17 protein-coding genes are annotated in these 16,899 nt (G+C 61.6%); 15 read left to right on the forward strand and 2 right to left on the reverse strand.

Features of this window, described 5'->3' with window-relative positions; translation table 11 throughout:
* Both JKV55_RS19120 and JKV55_RS19125 read left to right on the forward strand, forming a co-directional pair.
* Window positions 1-1,288, forward strand: a 1,288-nt coding sequence (locus JKV55_RS19120) for a bifunctional aconitate hydratase 2/2-methylisocitrate dehydratase (protein ID WP_202088709.1), incomplete at its 5' end; no start/stop codon positions are given.
* Window positions 1,289-1,408: 120 nt separating this feature from the next.
* A complete protein-coding gene (locus JKV55_RS19125) occupies window positions 1,409-1,765 on the forward strand; it encodes a YacL family protein (RefSeq protein ID WP_202088710.1) in 357 nt (118 codons plus the stop codon).
* Window positions 1,766-1,803: 38 nt separating this feature from the next.
* On the opposite strand, the gene arfB is transcribed toward JKV55_RS19125, so the two are convergent.
* The gene (gene arfB / locus JKV55_RS19130) at window positions 1,804-2,220 is read right to left on the reverse strand and encodes an alternative ribosome rescue aminoacyl-tRNA hydrolase ArfB (protein ID WP_202088711.1); all 417 of its coding nucleotides are present in this window, start codon (window positions 2,218-2,220) and stop codon (window positions 1,804-1,806) included.
* A 177-nt stretch (window positions 2,221-2,397) separates the two neighbouring features.
* Between arfB and JKV55_RS19135 the strand changes: the two genes are divergently transcribed.
* The 6 genes from JKV55_RS19135 (at window position 2,398) to JKV55_RS19160 (ending at window position 8,967) form a co-directional block, all read left to right on the forward strand.
* Window positions 2,398-2,736 carry a P-II family nitrogen regulator gene (locus JKV55_RS19135; protein WP_094040211.1) on the forward strand — a complete coding sequence of 113 codons (339 nt, stop codon included), beginning with the start codon at window positions 2,398-2,400 and terminating at the stop codon, window positions 2,734-2,736.
* Between the two features lie 15 nt (window positions 2,737-2,751).
* The gene (locus tag JKV55_RS19140) at window positions 2,752-3,978 is read left to right on the forward strand and encodes an ammonium transporter (protein WP_202088730.1); all 1,227 of its coding nucleotides are present in this window, start codon (window positions 2,752-2,754) and stop codon (window positions 3,976-3,978) included.
* 228 nt (window positions 3,979-4,206) lie between these two features.
* Window positions 4,207-5,220 carry a Fe(3+) ABC transporter substrate-binding protein gene (locus tag JKV55_RS19145; RefSeq protein WP_439654918.1) on the forward strand — a complete coding sequence of 338 codons (1,014 nt, stop codon included), beginning with the start codon at window positions 4,207-4,209 and terminating at the stop codon, window positions 5,218-5,220.
* Between the two features lie 35 nt (window positions 5,221-5,255).
* Entirely contained in the window at window positions 5,256-6,878 is a 1,623-nt protein-coding gene (locus JKV55_RS19150) for an ABC transporter permease (protein ID WP_202088713.1), read from the forward strand.
* On the forward strand, window positions 6,878-7,942 hold the full coding sequence (locus JKV55_RS19155) for an ABC transporter ATP-binding protein (protein WP_202088714.1): 1,065 nt from the start codon (window positions 6,878-6,880) through the stop codon (window positions 7,940-7,942). Before JKV55_RS19150 ends, JKV55_RS19155 begins: the two co-directional genes overlap by 1 nt.
* Window positions 7,943-8,055: 113 nt before the next feature.
* On the forward strand, window positions 8,056-8,967 hold the full coding sequence (locus JKV55_RS19160) for a Dyp-type peroxidase (RefSeq protein ID WP_202088715.1): 912 nt from the start codon (window positions 8,056-8,058) through the stop codon (window positions 8,965-8,967).
* A gap of 188 nt (window positions 8,968-9,155) precedes the next feature.
* Here the strand turns inward: JKV55_RS19160 and argR are convergent, their stop codons facing one another.
* Window positions 9,156-9,656, reverse strand: coding sequence for a transcriptional regulator ArgR (gene argR, locus JKV55_RS19165; RefSeq protein ID WP_176442060.1), 501 nt, complete (start codon window positions 9,654-9,656; stop codon window positions 9,156-9,158).
* A 133-nt stretch (window positions 9,657-9,789) separates the two neighbouring features.
* Between argR and JKV55_RS19170 the strand changes: the two genes are divergently transcribed.
* From JKV55_RS19170 to gntR, 7 genes are all read left to right on the forward strand, one after another.
* Window positions 9,790-10,527 (forward strand): ATP-binding cassette domain-containing protein, encoded by a 738-nt coding sequence (locus JKV55_RS19170; protein ID WP_202088718.1) that lies wholly within the window; start codon window positions 9,790-9,792, stop codon window positions 10,525-10,527.
* Window positions 10,528-10,548: 21 nt separating this feature from the next.
* A complete protein-coding gene (locus tag JKV55_RS19175) occupies window positions 10,549-11,289 on the forward strand; it encodes a transporter substrate-binding domain-containing protein (RefSeq protein ID WP_202088720.1) in 741 nt (246 codons plus the stop codon).
* A 1-nt stretch (window position 11,290) separates the two neighbouring features.
* On the forward strand, window positions 11,291-11,938 hold the full coding sequence (gene artQ / locus JKV55_RS19180; RefSeq protein ID WP_202088722.1) for an arginine ABC transporter permease ArtQ: 648 nt from the start codon (window positions 11,291-11,293) through the stop codon (window positions 11,936-11,938).
* On the forward strand, window positions 11,931-12,608 hold the full coding sequence (gene artM / locus JKV55_RS19185) for an arginine ABC transporter permease ArtM (RefSeq protein ID WP_202088724.1): 678 nt from the start codon (window positions 11,931-11,933) through the stop codon (window positions 12,606-12,608). Before artQ ends, artM begins: the two co-directional genes overlap by 8 nt.
* Window positions 12,609-12,731: 123 nt before the next feature.
* The gene (gene mdh, locus JKV55_RS19190; RefSeq protein ID WP_202088726.1) at window positions 12,732-13,670 is read left to right on the forward strand and encodes a malate dehydrogenase; all 939 of its coding nucleotides are present in this window, start codon (window positions 12,732-12,734) and stop codon (window positions 13,668-13,670) included.
* Between the two features lie 291 nt (window positions 13,671-13,961).
* Window positions 13,962-15,581, forward strand: coding sequence for a glucose-6-phosphate isomerase (gene pgi / locus JKV55_RS19195; protein WP_202088728.1), 1,620 nt, complete (start codon window positions 13,962-13,964; stop codon window positions 15,579-15,581).
* A 143-nt stretch (window positions 15,582-15,724) separates the two neighbouring features.
* The gene (gntR, locus tag JKV55_RS19200) at window positions 15,725-16,723 is read left to right on the forward strand and encodes a gluconate operon transcriptional repressor GntR (RefSeq protein ID WP_237333011.1); all 999 of its coding nucleotides are present in this window, start codon (window positions 15,725-15,727) and stop codon (window positions 16,721-16,723) included.
* Window positions 16,724-16,899: the final 176 nt, after the last annotated feature.

Below are 16,899 nucleotides of genomic sequence, written 5' to 3' on the forward strand. Positions count from 1 at the left end.
GACCATGCAGTCGTTCTGCCACACCGCCGCCTATCCCAAGCCGGTGGACGTGGTCACCCACCACACCCTGCCCGACTTCATCATGAACCGGGGCGGCGTGTCCCTGCGCCCGGGCGACGGCGTCATCCACTCCTGGCTGAACCGCATGCTGCTGCCCGACACCGTGGGCACCGGCGGTGACTCCCACACCCGTTTCCCCATCGGCATCTCCTTCCCGGCGGGCTCCGGCCTGGTGGCCTTCGCCGCCGCCACCGGGGTGATGCCGCTGGACATGCCCGAGTCGGTGCTGGTGCGCTTCAAGGGCGAAATGCAGCCCGGCATCACCCTGCGCGACCTGGTGCACGCCATTCCTTACTACGGCATCAAGCACGGCCTGCTGACCGTGGCCAAGGAAGGCAAGATCAACGAATTCTCCGGCCGGGTGCTGGAAATCGAGGGCCTGCCCCAGCTGAAGGTGGAGCAGGCGTTCGAGCTGGCCGATGCCACCGCCGAGCGTTCCGCCGCCGGTTGTACCATCAAGCTGGATCAGGAGCCGATCGCCGAGTACCTGAACTCCAACATCGTGATGCTGAAGTGGATGATTGCCGAAGGCTACGGCGACCGGCGCACCCTGGAGCGCCGCATCAAGGGCATGGAAGAGTGGCTGGCCAACCCGGAGTTGATGGCCGCCGACGCCGATGCCGAATACGCCCATGTGCTGGAAATCGACATGAGCGAGATCAAGGAGCCGATCCTGTGCGCGCCGAACGATCCGGACGACGCCCGCCTGCTGTCCGAGGTACAGGGCGAACAGATCGAAGAGGTGTTCATCGGCTCCTGCATGACCAACATCGGCCACTTCCGCGCCGCCGGCAAGCTGCTGGACAAGTACAAGGGCCAGTTGCCGACCCGGCTGTGGGTGGCGCCGCCCACCAAGATGGACAAGGACCAGCTGACCGCCGAGGGCTACTACGGCATCTTCGGCCGGGTCGGTGCGCGCATCGAGATCCCGGGCTGCTCCCTGTGCATGGGCAACCAGGCGCGGGTGGCGGACAACAGCACCGTGGTGTCCACCTCCACCCGTAACTTCCCCAACCGTCTGGGCAAGGGTGCCAACGTCTACCTGGCGTCGGCCGAGCTGGCGGCGGTAGCGGCCATCCACGGCAAGCTGCCGACGGTGGAGGAATACCAGGAGTACGCCAAGGAGCTGAACGCCACGGCGGCGGACACCTACCGCTACCTGAACTTCGACGAGCTGGACAGCTACGTGCAGCAGGCCGACACCGTGATCTTCCAGCAGGCCATCTAAACGCCTCCTCGGAACACGCTGAACACAAAAGCCAGCCCTCGGGCTGGCTTTTTGCTGGGTGGCTGTCGCGAACCGGCGTGAGGGAGTAGAATCCCGCCCTTGATGACAGATGAGGTAGCTATGGACTTTGAGTTTTTCCGGGACCTGACCGGGGCCTGCCGGGCGCGTTTTTCCATGGGCCACGAGGCCTTCGGCCAGTGGCTGAGCGATGAGGTGAGTCCGGCGGAGGCCGAGGCGCTGCTCGGGGTGATCCGTGAGCTGGAGGAGCGCCGGCGGGAAGAGTTCAGGAAAATCTACGCCGAGTTCACCCTGTTGTTGAGCAAGGAGGAGGCTGAACTCGCCGCCCATACCCTGGCCTTCGCCAACGATGAACTGGAAGAGGGCATGGCCTATTACGACGACGAGCTGTTCGCCGGCTGCGGCCTGGACGATCTGGCCCGGGTGCTGGAACAATGGCGGGCGTTTATTAAAGCTTGAAGCTTCCAGCTTCCAGCTTCCCGCATCAGGCTTCCCGCTTACAGCTTGATCTTCCCCCTGCCGCTTTTGATTTTTCCCCTGTGGGTCTTGCTGTCTACCCGCCGGGCCTTGGCGGCTTTGCCTGGTTTGGTGGCCCGGCGCACCTTGATGGGGCGGCCCGCCTGTTGCAACAGCGCCACCAGGGCGGCCCTGGCGGTTTCCTTGTTCTGCAGCTGGCTGCGATCGGATTCGCAGCGGATCAGGATCCAGCCGGACGGCAGTATCCTGCTGTCTTTCATTGCGCTCAGGGCCGCTTTGTAACTGTCGGGCAAACTTGGACTATTGGCATAATCGAAGCGCAGCTGTACCGCCGAGTCGGTTTTATTCACGTGCTGGCCGCCGGGGCCGCCGGCGCGCATGGTTAAGAATTCCAGTTCCCGCTCGGGGATACTGACCCGGGCCGATATTTCCAGCATCTCTCACTCCGGCGCACCATTTTGGTGCCTATCTGTTCAAGCCTGCACCAAGATAACATTCCTGCCTTGCCATCGACCAGTGTTGATATCATAACTCATTGAAAATAATGAAATAAAAAAGTTGGCACAGAGATTGTTTATAGCTAAGGGTCACAGGCTTATAACACGGAGCTAGCCATGAAGATGATCTGCGCCATTATCAAACCGTTCAAACTCGATGACGTGCGTTCAGCCTTGGCTGAGGTGGGCATCGACGGCATGACGGTGTCGGAAGTGAAGGGGTTTGGCCGCCAGAAAGGGCACACCGAGCTGTATCGGGGCGCCGAGTATACTGTTGATTTCCTGCCCAAGATCAAGCTGGAAATCGCGACCCAGTCCGATCAGGTTGAGCGGGTGATCGAGGCCATCTCGGAAACCGCCTACACCGGCAAGATCGGCGACGGCAAGATTTTTGTATTTGACCTGCTGCAAACCGTGCGGATCCGCACCGGCGAGCGCGACGTAGAAGCGATTTAAGCGAGGGAACGCATGATGGATGCATTGACCGAAATGAAGTTTGCCCTGGACACCTTTTATTTTCTGATGTCCGGTGTGCTGGTGATGTGGATGGCGGCGGGCTTCGCCATGCTGGAGGCGGGCCTGGTCCGGGCCAAGAACACCACTGAAATTCTGACCAAGAACATTCTGCTGTTCGCCATCGCCTGTACCATGTACCTGCTGGTGGGCTACCACATCATGTATGTGGACAATGCCGAAGGCGGCTGGCTGCCGAGCCTGGGCGGCCTGATTGGCTCTGCCGACGCCGATGCCGATCATGCCCTGGAATCCGATTTCTTCTTCCAGGTGGTGTTCGTGGCCACCGCCATGTCCATCGTCTCCGGTGCCGTGGCCGAGCGCATGAAACTGTGGGCCTTCCTCGCCTTCTGTGTGGTGCTGACCGGCTTCATCTACCCGCTGCAAGGCTACTGGACCTGGGGCGGTGGTTTCCTGTCCGAGTGGGGCTTCAGCGACTTCGCCGGCTCCGGCATAGTGCACATGGCTGGTGCCTCCGCCGCCCTGGCCGGAGTGCTGCTGCTGGGTGCCCGTAAAGGCAAGTACGGCAAGAACGGCGAGATCCACCCGATCCCCGGCTCCAATATGCCGCTGGCGACCCTGGGTACCTTTATCCTGTGGATGGGCTGGTTCGGCTTCAACGGTGGCTCTCAACTGTTGGTGTCCGACGTGGAGAACGCCACCGCCGTGGCCAAGATCTTCGTCAACACCAACGCCGCCGCCGCCGCCGGTGCCATCGGCGCCCTCTTCGTCACCAAGATGACCTGGGGCAAGGCGGATCTGACCATGATCCTCAACGGTGCCCTGGCCGGTCTGGTGGCCATTACCGCCGACCCGCTGTCGCCCGGTCACTTGTGGGCCGCCTGTATCGGCCTGCTGGCCGGCGTGCTGGTGGTCTATGCCATCGTCAGCCTGGACAAGCTGCGTATCGATGATCCCGTGGGTGCCATCTCGGTGCACGGCGTCTGCGGTATCTTCGGCCTGCTGCTGGTGCCGGTTGCCAACGAGGATGCCACCCTGTGGGCCCAGCTGGTCGGTATAGTGGTCATCGGTGCCTGGGTCTTCTTCGCCAGTCTGCTGGTGTGGTACGTACTCAAGCAGGTAATGGGCATTCGTGTCACCGAAGAGGAAGAGATGTCCGGCATGGACATGATCGACTGCGGTATCGATGCCTACCCCGAGTTCGTGACCGTGAAACAGAACTGATTTCCAACGACTTGACGAGGCTGCCGAGCCTGGTTTTGGGAGACCCTTTGGGTCTCCCTTTTTTGTTTGCGATGCCTTGCTCTGGCACAAGGAAAAAACGGGAGGATGGAGAACCTTATTGCAGATAAAAATTTTTATTATTTAGATGTGGCTTGGCTATTGATTCTCATGCGGACCCGGTTATACTCCTAAACGTTAATTATTCTCACTCAACCAAATGGAATCTGGATGATGTCAAATAAGTTGTTCCTGTCCGCCGCCGCTCTGCTGGTGTCCAGCGTTACCGCCCAGGCTTTCGCCGAAGAAGTCAACGTTTACTCCAACCGCCAGGATTTCCTGATCAAGCCCATCGTTGATGAATTCACCAAAGAAACCGGTATTCAGGTCAACCTGGTCAACATTCCGGATGGTCTGGGTGAGCGGCTGGAGCGGGAAGGCCGCCTGTCTCCGGCGGATCTGGTACTGACCGTGGACATCAGCCGCCTGATGGAAGTGGTTGAGAAAGATCTGACCCAGCCGGTGCAGAGCGAGGTGCTGGAACAGAACATACCGGCCCAGTACCGGGATCCGGACGGCAAGTGGTTCGCGCTGACCAGCCGTGCCCGGGTGGTCTACAGCTCCGCCGAGCGGGTGGGCAAGACCGACATCAGCTATGAAGAGCTGGCCGACCCCAAGTACAAGGGCAAGATCTGTACTCGCAGCGGCAAGCACTCCTACAACGTGGCCCTGACCGCTTCCATGATTGCCCAGCACGGCACCGAATACACCAAGCAGTGGCTGGAAGGCCTGAAAGCCAACCTGGCGCAGAAGCCCCAGGGCGGCGACCGGGATCAGGTCAAGGCGATTCGTGACGGGGTCTGCGACTACGCCCTGGGCAACAGCTACTACTATGGCGCCATGCTCAACGACGACAGTCAGCGTGACTGGGCCGAAGCGGCCGTGGTCAATTTCCCCAACCAGGCGGACCGTGGCACCCACGTCAATATTTCTGCCGTGGCCCTGACCAAGCATGCCAAGAACAAGGATGCGGCGGTCAAACTGATGGAATACCTGGCCGGTGACCAGGCTCAGCACCTCTATGCGTCTGCCAACCACGAGCATCCGGTGAAGCCGGGCGTGGAGCCGTCCGAGCTGGTGAAGAGCTGGGGCGAGTTCAAGGTTGATGAGCTGCCGCTGACCGATGTGGCAAAACATGCCAAAGAAGCGATTCAATTGATGGACGAAGTCCAATACGATCTGTAAAAAGACGGGGGTCTTTCCCCCGTTTTGAGTTGTAGATGAAAAGACTTGGCTGGATGGTCGGCAGTTGGGGCATTGCCCTGCTGCTGACCTTGCCCATTTTAGCGTTGATTGTGGAAGCACTGCTGCCCGCGGAGGATATCTTTCGGCACCTGTGGCGTACCGTGCTGCCCGTCTATATCCACAATACCTTCTGGCTGGTGCTGTTGGTGCTGGGCTTCAGCCTGGTCTGCGGGGTGCCCGCCGCCTGGCTGATGGCCATGTGCGAGTTGCCCGGCAAACGCTGGCTGCAGTGGGCGCTGATCCTGCCCCTGGCCATGCCTTCCTATATCGTCGCCTTCGTTTATACCGACCTGCTCGATTTTTCCGGCCCGGTACAGCAGAGCCTGCGCGCCTGGTTCGGCTGGCAGTCCGCCGCCGATTATTATTTTCCGCCCATCCGTAGCCTGGGTGGCGCCGCCCTGGTGCTGGGCCTGGTGCTCTACCCCTATGTCTACCTGTTGGCTCGCACCGCCTTCCTCGAACAGTCCACCAGTCTGATCCAGTCCAGCCGGCTGCTGGGTTGTACACCCTGGCAAAGCTTCAAACGGGTGAGTCTGCCCCTGGCGCGGCCTTCCATCGCCGTGGGGTTGTCACTGGTGGCGATGGAGACCCTGGCCGACTTCGGCACCGTCAAGTTTTTCGCGGTCAATACCCTGACCACGGCGGTGTACGACACCTGGCTGGGCTACGGCAGCCTCAACGCCGCCGCCAAGATAGCGGCCATGATGCTGCTGGTGGTGATGGTGCTGTTGAGCCTCGAACGTATCAGCCGCAAGCGCCAGCAGGTGTTCCAGAAAAACATGGGCCACGAGCAGGAAACCGGCTACCGGCTGACCGGGCCGACCCGGCTGGCGGCCTTGGTGTTCTGCTGGGGACTGGTGCTGCTCGGCTTCCTGCTGCCCTTCCTTATCCTCTGCTACCATGCGGTGCAGTATTTCGACCAGGCCTGGAACGCCCGCTTCTTCGAATACAGCCTGAACAGCCTACTGTTGTCGACCCTGGTGGCGGTGGTGGCGCTGATGGTGGCGCTGCTGCTGGGCATGACCCACCGTCTGAAGGGAAAGTCCTATACGGCGATACCGATGCGGCTGGCGTCCATGGGCTACGCCCTGCCCGGCACCGTGCTGGCCATCGGTGTGCTGGTGCCGCTCACCAGCCTAGATTTCGCCATCAATGACTTGGCCTTGTGGCTGGGGCTGACCGAACCCGGCCTGGTACTGACCGGTACCATGACCGCCATCGCCTTCGGCTACCTGGTGCGTTTCGGCGCCATGGCGGTGGGGGCGGTGGAAAGCAGCATCAACAAGGTGTCGCCCTCCCTCGATATGGTGACCCAGACCATGGGCTACGGCCCCGGCGCCATGATCATGAAGGTGCATATGCCGCTGATTCGCAAGGGCATGCTGGCCGGTGCCCTGCTGGTGTTTATCGAATGCATGAAGGAGCTGCCGGCGGCCCTGTTGTTGCGCCCCTTCAATTTCCAGACCCTGGCGACTTACGTATATCAGTTTGTGTCCGATGAGCAGCTTGAACGAGGGGCCCTGCCCGCCATAGTGATAGTACTGGTTGGACTGATCCCGCTGATTTTCTTGAACCGATCATTGGAGCAGCATCACTGATGGCGGCATTGGATGTAAACGGCATTCGTTGTAGTTATAACGGCCAACCCATACTGGATAATCTGTCTCTCTCGGTGGCCGAGAACGAGATCATGTGCCTGCTGGGAGCCAGCGGCTGCGGCAAGACCACCTTGCTGAAGGCGGTGGCCGGCCTGTTGCCGGTGACCCGGGGAGACATTTATATCCATGAGCGGCGGATGAACGGCCAGGGTGTGGCGGTGGTGCCGGAAGAGCGTAATATCGGCATGATATTCCAGGATTACGCCCTGTTCCCGCACCTGAATATGGCGCAGAACGTGGCTTTCGGCCTGCAGAGCAAGGAGAGGAACAAGGCCCGGGTCAAGGCCCGGGTGGAAGAGGTGCTGGAGCTGGTCAACCTGGCGGAGCTGGGCGATCGTTATCCACACCAGCTCTCTGGCGGCCAGCAGCAACGGGTGGCCATCGCCCGGGCCCTGATCTGCCAGCCTGCGCTGATGCTGCTGGACGAGCCTTTTTCCAATATCGACACCCAGGTGCGGATGCGGTTGATCGGCGAGATCCGAGCCTTGCTCAAGGGACAAGGGATCAGCGCCATCTTTGTGACCCACAGCAAGGAAGAGGCCTTTGCCTTTTCCGACAAGCTGGCTCTGTTCCGTGCCGGTCATATCGAGCAGGTGGGGCGGCCCCAGACCCTGTATCAGCATCCCCAGAATCGGTTTGTGGCCGATTTCCTGGGGCAGGCCAACTATGTGCCCGCCACCGTACTCGACAGTCGCACCCTGATGACCGCCATGGGCACCATCGCCAGCCAGGCGGCGCTGGGCGCCGAGCCCGGTACCCGCGGCCAGCTGCTGCTGCGGCCGCGGCAGATCCAGCTGTCCCTCGCCGAGCAGGGCAACGGCCGGGTGATCGAGCAGCAGTTTCTCGGCGCCCATACCCGCTGCCTGGTGGAGTGTCAGGGATTGCAGCTGGAAGTGAGCATCAACGAACCCCTGCCGGCGGTGAGTCAGGTCTGCGTGAGCGTGGAGTCCCATGCCTTGACGTTCTTTCCCGATACTCAGCAAGGCCAGCGCGCCGTGGCGTGATAAGGGCCGGGAATCAAAAGCCGGGACTGGGGATTAGGGATTGGGGGCTATAATCCCAAGTCCCTGTTTTTCCGGTTATACTGGGCCATGACCAATGACCGAGAGAGCAGGCGATGACAGCACAAGCCGGCGTTTGCGCCGAACCCAACCTTCACGCTTATTACCTGATGTTCGACATCCTGCCCGGGGGCCATGGGGCGGTGCGTGCCGCCCTGGCCGAGGTTCCTGCCCAGTGGCGTGAGCTGGCCCAGGGCTATCCCGACGCCCACTTCTCCGGCCTGGTGGCGGTGGGCGACAGGGCCTGGGACGGGCTCTACCCCCGCGCCCGGCCGAGCGAGCTGGCACCCTTCCCGGCCCAACAGGAAGGCAAGCGTGTGGCCCCCGAAACCCCCTTCGATCTTTTCTTCCAGCTAAGGGCCGACCGGCTGGACGTGGCCCATATCGCCGTGCAGCGGCTGATGGCCCTGTTGGCTGACAAGACGGAGCTCAAGTACGAGCGCCAGGGCTTTCGCTACCTGGACAGCCGCGATTTTACCGGCTTCGTGGATGGCACCGAAAATCCCCAGGGAGAACACAGGGCCGAGGTGGCGTTGGTGGCGGAAGGCCCCTTCGCCGGCGGCAGCTATGTCCATGTGCAGCACTACAGGCACAATCTGGCCAAGTGGCAACGGCTGTCGGTGCCATCCCAGGAAGATGTGTATGGCCGCACCAAGGTCGAGAACATCGAGTACGACTCGGACAGGAAGCCGGCCACCGCCCACACCAAACGCACCAGCCTGAAGGACGAGGCGGGCAACAGCATGGAGATACTGCGCCAGAGCATGCCCTGGGGGGCGGCCACGGAGCAGGGGCTGGTGTTCATCTCCTGCTGCAATACCCCGCTGCATTTTACCCGCATGCTGGATAGCATGTTCCAGGCGGATGAGGCAGGCCACTTCGATCACCTGACCCTGTTCACCCAGGCCGAAACCGGCTCGGCGTTTTTCGCCCCGTCGGAGGAGTGGCTGGAAAGGCAGGGGGAGTAACCGGCCACTGGAGGCTGGAAGCGGTAAGCCATCAGCGTTAAGCCGATCGAGCCGTTGGTTGATGCAGTGAAGGAATCAACCAATTAAAAAGGCTGCGCACCCTTGGCAAGGGGTCCGCAGCCTTTACCATTTACTTCCAGCTTCCAGCTTCCAGCTTCCAGCTTCCAGCTTCCAGCTCGCCGCAGGCGTCAGACGTACTGTTCGAACAGGTCCAGCACGCTCTGGAACAGGGTTTCTATCGGGGTGTCCTTGGTGGGGGTGATGAAGATGGTGTCATCGCCGGCGATGGTGCCGAGAATGCCTTCCGCCTTGCCCAGGGAGTCGAGCATGCGGGCGATCAACTGGGCCGCGCCGGGGCTGGTGTGGATCACGATAAGGGCGCTGTTGTGATCCACATCCAGCACCAGGTTCTTCAACTGGCTGCTGGAGGTGGGCACCCCGAGTTCGACCGGCAGGCAGTACACCATTTCCATCTTGGCGTTGCGGGTACGCACGGCCCCGAACTTGCTGAGCATGCGGGACACCTTGGACTGGTTGATATTGTCGAATCCCAGATCCTGCAGTGCGCTCACGATTTCCGCCTGGGAGCCGAAGCGTTCTTCCTTGAGCAGGGCCTTGAAGGCCTTGATCAGTTGTTCTTGCTTTTCGTTCATCTTTTGCAGTCGACTGAGCGTGGTTGAATGGGACATATTGTCTATCCGTGGCGGGTTTTTATCAAGGAATAGTCATTTATTTTGCATAAAGATGCAAAATCAGCTTGCATTAACAGTACTGTAAAATAAAATCAGCCGAACACTCTGACAGAGGATGTGAACATAGCGCATGGGCATTGAATTCAGCGGCATTTGCAAGTCCTGGGCTGGTCAGGAAATTTTAAGCCAGGTCTCGCTTAAATGCGATGCCGGAGAGACATTAGTTCTACTCGGGCCCAGCGGTGCAGGAAAAAGTTCGTTGCTGCGACTGCTGAACCTGTTGGATATTCCGGATGCCGGTACCCTGACCATAGCCGGTGAGCAGTTTTCTTTTCCCGAACCTCACCCGTCCAGGTTGCAGAAGCGGGCACAACGGCTGCGTTGCAAGGTGGGCATGGTGTTCCAGCAATATCATTTGTGGCCGCACCTGACGGTGGAGCAGAACCTGCTGGAGGCGCCGCTCAAGGTATTGGGCATGGACAAGGCCAAGGCCAGCGACAGGGTGGGTGAGCTGCTGGGCCAGCTCAAACTGGCCGACAAACGCCAGGCCTGGCCCGGCTCCCTGTCCGGTGGCCAGCAGCAGCGGGTGGCCATCGCCCGGGCCCTGATGATGAGCCCCGAGGTGTTGCTGTTCGATGAACCCACGGCGGCGCTGGATCCGGAGATCACCAAGGAAGTGGCGGAGATCATCCAGCAACTGGGACAAACCGGCATTACTCAGGTGATCGTCACCCATGAGGTCGCCTTCGCCCGGCGGGTGGCGACCCGGGTGGCCTATCTGGAGCAGGGGCGCTTGGTGGAATACGGTGATGCCTCCCTGCTCGACCATCCCCAGAGCAAGCGTCTGGCGGAATTTCTGACACATTAATCACAATTTAAGGAGATGATCATGAACAAAACCCTGTTGTCCCTGGCCCTGCTGGCCGGCCTGGGGGCCACCACCGCCCTGGCGGAAGAAGTGAAATTCGTGACCAACGCCGCCTACCCGCCGTTCGAGTTCGTGGACGAAAACAATGAAATACAGGGCTTCGACATCGACCTGGCCAAGGCCCTGTGCGCCGTGGCCGAACTCGAGTGCAGTTTCCACAACCAGGCTTTCGACAGCCTGATCCCCAGCCTCAAGTTCCGCCGCTACCATGCCGCCATCGCCGCCATGGACGTGACCCCGGAGCGGGCCCGGGAAGTGGACTTCAGCGACATCTACTATGAAAACTCCGCGGTGTTCGTGGCGCCGCAAGGCAAGTTCGACAGCCTGACCGAGCTGCTGAGCCAAACCGTGGGCGTGCAGAACGGCACCTCTCACCAGAAATACATCCAGGACAAGCTGGAAGGCGAGGGGCTCAAATCCCGCCCCTACCAGAGTGTGCAGGACGCGCTGCTGGACCTGACCAACGGCCGGCTGGAAGCGGTGTTCGCCGATACCGCCGTGGTGGGCGAGTGGCTGGGCAAGACCGAAGGCTATGCAGTGGTGGGCGATCTGTTCACCGACGAGAACTACTTCGGTACCGGCTTCGGCATCGCCGTGACCAAGGGCAACCAGGAGCTGCTCGACAAGCTGAACCAGGGGCTGGCCGAGCTCAAGGCCAACGGCACCTACGAGAGCCTCTACCAAAAGTACTTCCCGCACTGAGATGATGACCCATCTGTTTAATGCCGCCCTGATGACATTGGGGCTGGCATTGGTGTCCCTGGCGGCCGGCCTGGTGCTGGCCATATTGCTGTGCGGGGCCGAGATGAGCCGGTCGGCCTTGCTGCGCTGGCCGGCATCCGCGCTCACCACAGTGCTGCGCGGCCTGCCCGAGATATTGGTGGTGTTCTTCATCTATTTCGGCTCCACTCACCTGCTGTTCCTGCTCACCGGCCGGTACCTGGAGTTCAGCCCCTTCTGGTGCGGGGTAACGGCGCTGTCGCTGCTGTTCGCCGCCTACGCCGCCCAGACCCTGCGCGGGGCCCTGAACGCCGTGCCCAGGGGGCAACGCCAGGCGGCCCAGGCGCTGGGATTGCCGCCGCTTTACACCTTCTTTCGTATCGTGCTGCCGCAGACCTGGCGCCATGCCCTGCCGGGACTGGGCAACCAGTGGCTGATCCTGCTGAAGGATACCGCCCTGGTGTCGCTGATCGGGGTGCACGATCTTATGTACCAGGCCAAGTCGGTGGCGGCCAGCACCTACCAGCCCTTCACCTGGTACGGCATCGCCGCCCTGATTTACCTGGCGATCACCGTACTCAGCCAGCAGGGGCTGAAACGCCTGCAGGGGAGGGTAACCCGCTATGACTGACTGGCTCGACTATCTGCCCGTGCTGCTGCAGGGGGTGGAGATCACCTTGACTATCACCCTTTGCGGCCTGCTGCTGGGACTGGTGATCGCCCTGGGGCTGACCTGGATCCTGGATCGCCGGGTACCCCTGCTGGCGCAACTGGCGGAAGGCTACCTGTTGCTGCTGACCGGCACCCCGCTGCTGGTGCAGATCTTTTTGGTGTACTACGGCCCGGCCCAGTTCGACTGGGTGAAAAACAGCTGGGCCTGGGCCTACCTGCGCGAACCCATGTTCTGCGCCATACTGGCGCTCGGCATGAACGCCGGCGCCTACACCTGCCGGCTGTTCAAGGGCGCGCTGGACGCCGTGCCCAAGGGGGAGACCCTGGCCTGCCAGGCGCTGGGCATGAACGCCTGGCAGACGCTCAGCGTCAAGCTGCGCCATGCCGGCCGGCGGGTGATACCGGCCTATTCCAACGAGGTGGTGCTGGTGCTCAAGGGCAGCTCCCTGGCCAGCACCATCACCATCATGGACATCATGGGCCTGGCCCAGCGGCTCAACGGCCAGACCTACGATACCCTGACGGTGTTCGGCCTGGCTGGGGCCATCTACCTGAGCCTGAACGGCCTGCTTACCTGGCTGTTCCGGCGGCTGGAAAAGCGGGCGCTGGTGTTCCAGGCCCAGGGGTGAGCCGGCCTGGTTCACAGAACCGGATTTCGGTGCCCCCCGGGCATTGTCTTTCCCCGGCGCTTTCGCTATGTTGCTAAGGCCCAAGGAAACGTATAACAACCCTATAATAAACGGAGTTCAGCTATGAAAGTTGCCGTACTCGGAGCCGCCGGTGGTATCGGTCAAGCTCTGGCCCTGCTGTTGAAAAACCACCTGCCTGCCGGTTCTGAATTAAGCCTGTACGATATCGCTCCCGTGACGCCCGGTGTTGCCGCCGATCTGAGCCACATCCCCACGCCGGTGAGCATCGTCGGTTTTGGTGGTGAAGATCCCACCCCCGCCCTGGAAGGCGCCGATATCGTGCTGATCTCCGCCGGTGTGGCCCGCAAGCCGGGCATGGACAGGGCCGACCTGTTCAACGTCAACGCCGGTATCGTCAAGAACCTGATCGAAAAAGCCGCCGTTGCCTGTCCCCAGGCCTGCATCGGCATCATCACCAACCCGGTGAACACCACGGTGCCGATCGCCGCCGAAGTGCTGAAAAAAGCCGGCGTGTACGACAAGAACAAGTTGTTCGGCATCACCACCCTGGACGTGATCCGCGCCGAAACCTTTGTGGCCGAAGCCAAGGGCCTGGACGTGACCCGGGTCAAGGTGCCGGTGATCGGCGGCCACAGCGGCGTGACCATACTGCCGCTGCTGTCCCAGGTGGAAGGCGTGTCCTTCTCCGACGAGGAGATCGAGAAGCTGACCTACCGCATCCAGAACGCCGGCACCGAAGTGGTGGAAGCCAAGGCCGGTGGCGGCTCCGCCACCCTGTCCATGGGCCAGGCCGCCTGCCGTTTTGCCCTGTCGCTGGTGAAGGCCATGCAGGGTGAAGCCAAGGTGGTGGAATACACCTATGTGGACGGCGGCAGCGAGCACGCCCAGTTCTTCGCCCAGCCGGTGCTGCTCGGCAAGAACGGCGTGGAGCAGGTTCTGCCCTATGGCGCGGTCAGCGCCTACGAGCAGGCCGCGATGGACGGCATGCTGGAGACCCTGCGCGGCGACATCGAGAAAGGCGTCGAGTTCGTCAACCAGTAAGGCGACGATGCCGTCCGACACCCAAAGGGAGCTTAGGCTCCCTTTTTGCGTTCAGGGCAGCCTGATTTGATCGGCGGCACTATCCGCGCTCTCTTTTTTGCGCGTCGAAGCAAGTAATCGACACAAGGCAATTGCAATCCGGCGCTTTGCTTTTTATTGTAGCTGACTCGATTCAGCCTTCGGGCCGAGCGCCGAGCCGTTACCCATGCCGACAGTGTTTCAGGGCCGCCGGTCTGGGTAACCGCTTTGTCTTCTTCTAACTTTATGATTCCACTTTCCGCAGGTAATGCTATGAACTCAGTGAACCCCCTCGATACCCGGGCCTGGCAGCAGCTTGGCGAGCTGGCGCAAACCGAACGCACCCTTGCCACCCTGTTTGCCGAGGATCCGGAGCGGGCGCGCCGCTACAGCCTGGAGCTGGCGCACTGCCTCAAACTCGATTTTTCCAAGAACCTGATCGACGATAAGGTGCTGGGCGCCCTGCTGGCCCTGGCCGAGGAAACCGGGCTGCGCGACAACATCGAGGCGTTGTTCGCCGGCGAGACCATCAACCGCACCGAAAACCGGGCGGTATTCCATATGGCGCTGCGCAACCGGGCCGACCAACCCATGCCCCTGGCCGACGGCACCGACGTCATGCCCCAGGTGCGGGCGGTGCTGGCGCAGATGAAGGCGTTTTGCGCCGCGGTGCGCGGCGGCGGCTGGACCGGCTTCGACGGCCGGCCCATTACGGACGTGGTCAACATCGGCATCGGCGGCTCGGATCTCGGCCCCTACATGGTGAGCGAGGCGCTCAAGCCCTACCATGGCGAGCTGCGGCTGCACTTTGTGTCCAACGTGGACGGCGCCCACCTGGCCCAGACCCTGCAAGGGCTGGACCCGGCCACCACCCTGTTCATCGTCGCCTCCAAGACCTTCACCACCCAGGAGACCATGACCAACGCCTTCAGCGCCCGGGAATGGCTGCTGGCGGCGGCCGGGGATCCGTCCGCCACCGCCAAACACTTCGTGGCCCTGTCCACCAACGCCGCCAAGGTGGCCGAGTTCGGCATCGATACCGCCAACATGTTCGCCTTCTGGGAATGGGTGGGCGGCCGCTTCTCCCTGTGGTCCGCCATCGGCCTGCCGGTAGCCCTGGCCATCGGCTTCGAGGGCTTCGAGCAACTGCTGTCCGGCGCCTGGGAGATGGACCAGCACTTTAAAACGGCGCCGCTGGAGGCCAATATGCCGGTGCTGCTGGGGCTGCTCGGCATCTGGTACCGCAACTTCCTCAACGCCCCTTCCGAGGCCATACTGCCCTACGACCAGTGCCTGCACCGGCTGCCCGCCTACCTGCAGCAGGCGGTGATGGAGTCCAACGGCAAGTCGGTGGATCGCAACGGCCAACCGGTCGGCTATCACACCTCGCCCATCGTCTGGGGCGAGCCGGGCACCAACGGTCAGCACTCCTTCTACCAGTTGCTGCACCAGGGTACCCACCTGATCCCGGCGGACTTCATTATGCCGGCCCAGAGCCATTACCCCCTGGGCGATCATCACGCCAAGCTTGTCGCCAACTGCCTGGCCCAGAGCCGGGCCCTGGCCTTCGGCCAGTCCGAGCAGGAACTGCGCGCGCAGGGCGAGCAGCCGGAGCTTATTCCCTTCAAGGTGCACAAGGGCAACTCGCCTTCCAACACCCTGCTGTTGCCCAAGGTAACGCCCCACACCCTGGGGGCGCTGATTGCCCTCTACGAACACAAGATCTTCGTACAGGGCGCCATCTGGAATATCTTCAGCTTCGACCAGTGGGGGGTGGAGCTCGGCAAGAAGCAGGCCAGCGTACTGCTGCCCTGCATCACCGGCGACGGCGACACCAGCAGCCTGGATGCCTCCACCCGCAGCCTGCTGGCCCAGCTGAAAGACTGGGCCTGAGGGGAGCCGGAAGCTTGAGGCCTGAAGCGGGAAGAATAAACTGCTAGCTTCTAGCTTCTAGCTTCTAGCTTCTAGCTTCTAGCTTCCTTCCCCACGCAAAGCCTGTTATGTTACCTGTAACATAACAGGCTTTTTGCATTTATATGACCAAGAAGAAAAGACCCACACTGCAGGATGTGGCCGACCGGGTCGGGGTGACCAAGATGACGGTCAGCCGCTACCTCAAGGATCCGGCCCAGGTGTCCGCGGCCGCCGGCGAGAAGATAGCCCAGGCCCTGGACGAGCTCGGTTATATCCGCAACCGGGCGCCGGACATCCTTTCCAACGCCAAGAGCCACGCCATCGGCGTGCTGTTGCCCTCGCTGACCAACCAGGTGTTCGCCGAGGTGCTGCGCGGCATCGAGCAGGTGACCGAGGCGGCCGGCTACCAGACCATGCTGGCCCACTACGGCTACAGCGCCAAGGTGGAGGAGGAGCGCATCGCCTCGCTGCTGTCCTACAACGTGGACGGCCTTATCCTGTCCGAGAGCTACCATACCGCCCGTACCCTCAAGATGATCCAGACCGCCGGGGTGCCGGTGGTGGAGATCATGGATGTGTGCTCTTCCTGCATCGAGCAGGCGGTGGGCATCGACAATATCGCCGCCGCCCGGGCCATGGTGGAGGCGATGATAGCTCGCGGTTATCGCCATATCGTCTATCTCGGCGCCCGCCAGGACGTGCGCACCCTGCAGCGCCAGCAGGGCTACGCCGCCGCCATGCAGCTGCACGGCCTGATGCCGCGCTCGCTGCTGACCGAACGTGCCTCTTCCTATTCCCTGGGGGCGGATCTGCTGGCCGAGGCACTGGACAAATACCCGGAGCTGGACGGCATCTTCTGCACCAACGACGACCTGGCGGTGGGCGCCATTTTCGAGTGCCAGCGCCGGGGCATAGCGGTGCCGGGACGGATCGGCGTGGCCGGCTTCCACGGCCACGATATCGGCCAGGCGATAGTGCCGAAACTGGCCAGCGTGATCACCCCGCGCAAGGCCATGGGGCAAGCGGCGGCCGAGCGGCTGCTGGCCCGGCTGCATGGCGAGCCCATTCATGAGCGCACCCTGGACCTGGGCTTCGAGCTGAAACTGGGGGAAAGCCTGTGAAGCCTGAAGCCTGAAGCTGGAAGAATAAAAAAGCCGCTTCCAATCCGAAGCGGCCTTTAACATCATTTAGCTTCCAGCTTCCAGCCTGGCTTTTAGTCACAAGTTTTTGTTGACATTTTTCATATTTTTACACGGGCTTGGTGCACCATACTCATGGCCGCCAAGCTCTTTTCTTA

The sequence above is a fragment of the Zobellella iuensis genome (assembly GCF_016746085.1).
In the GTDB taxonomy this organism is placed as follows: Bacteria; Pseudomonadota; Gammaproteobacteria; order Enterobacterales; family Aeromonadaceae; genus Oceanimonas; species Oceanimonas iuensis.

Coding starts and splice junctions, on each gene's coding strand:
- JKV55_RS19145 (WP_439654918.1), top strand. CDS start 4,207: ATGATGTCAAATAAGTTGTTCCTGTCCGCCGCCGCTCTGCTGGTGTCC.
- JKV55_RS19155 (WP_202088714.1), top strand. CDS start 6,878: ATGGCGGCATTGGATGTAAACGGCATTCGTTGTAGTTATAACGGCCAA.
- artM (WP_202088724.1), top strand. CDS start 11,931: ATGACTGACTGGCTCGACTATCTGCCCGTGCTGCTGCAGGGGGTGGAG.
- argR (WP_176442060.1), bottom strand. CDS start 9,656: ATGTCCCATTCAACCACGCTCAGTCGACTGCAAAAGATGAACGAAAAG.
- artQ (WP_202088722.1), top strand. CDS start 11,291: ATGATGACCCATCTGTTTAATGCCGCCCTGATGACATTGGGGCTGGCA.
- JKV55_RS19140 (WP_202088730.1), top strand. CDS start 2,752: ATGGATGCATTGACCGAAATGAAGTTTGCCCTGGACACCTTTTATTTT.
- JKV55_RS19175 (WP_202088720.1), top strand. CDS start 10,549: ATGAACAAAACCCTGTTGTCCCTGGCCCTGCTGGCCGGCCTGGGGGCC.
- JKV55_RS19135 (WP_094040211.1), top strand. CDS start 2,398: ATGAAGATGATCTGCGCCATTATCAAACCGTTCAAACTCGATGACGTG.
- JKV55_RS19125 (WP_202088710.1), top strand. CDS start 1,409: ATGGACTTTGAGTTTTTCCGGGACCTGACCGGGGCCTGCCGGGCGCGT.
- JKV55_RS19150 (WP_202088713.1), top strand. CDS start 5,256: ATGAAAAGACTTGGCTGGATGGTCGGCAGTTGGGGCATTGCCCTGCTG.
- mdh (WP_202088726.1), top strand. CDS start 12,732: ATGAAAGTTGCCGTACTCGGAGCCGCCGGTGGTATCGGTCAAGCTCTG.
- pgi (WP_202088728.1), top strand. CDS start 13,962: ATGAACTCAGTGAACCCCCTCGATACCCGGGCCTGGCAGCAGCTTGGC.
- JKV55_RS19170 (WP_202088718.1), top strand. CDS start 9,790: ATGGGCATTGAATTCAGCGGCATTTGCAAGTCCTGGGCTGGTCAGGAA.
- arfB (WP_202088711.1), bottom strand. CDS start 2,220: ATGCTGGAAATATCGGCCCGGGTCAGTATCCCCGAGCGGGAACTGGAA.
- JKV55_RS19160 (WP_202088715.1), top strand. CDS start 8,056: ATGACAGCACAAGCCGGCGTTTGCGCCGAACCCAACCTTCACGCTTAT.
- gntR (WP_237333011.1), top strand. CDS start 15,725: ATGACCAAGAAGAAAAGACCCACACTGCAGGATGTGGCCGACCGGGTC.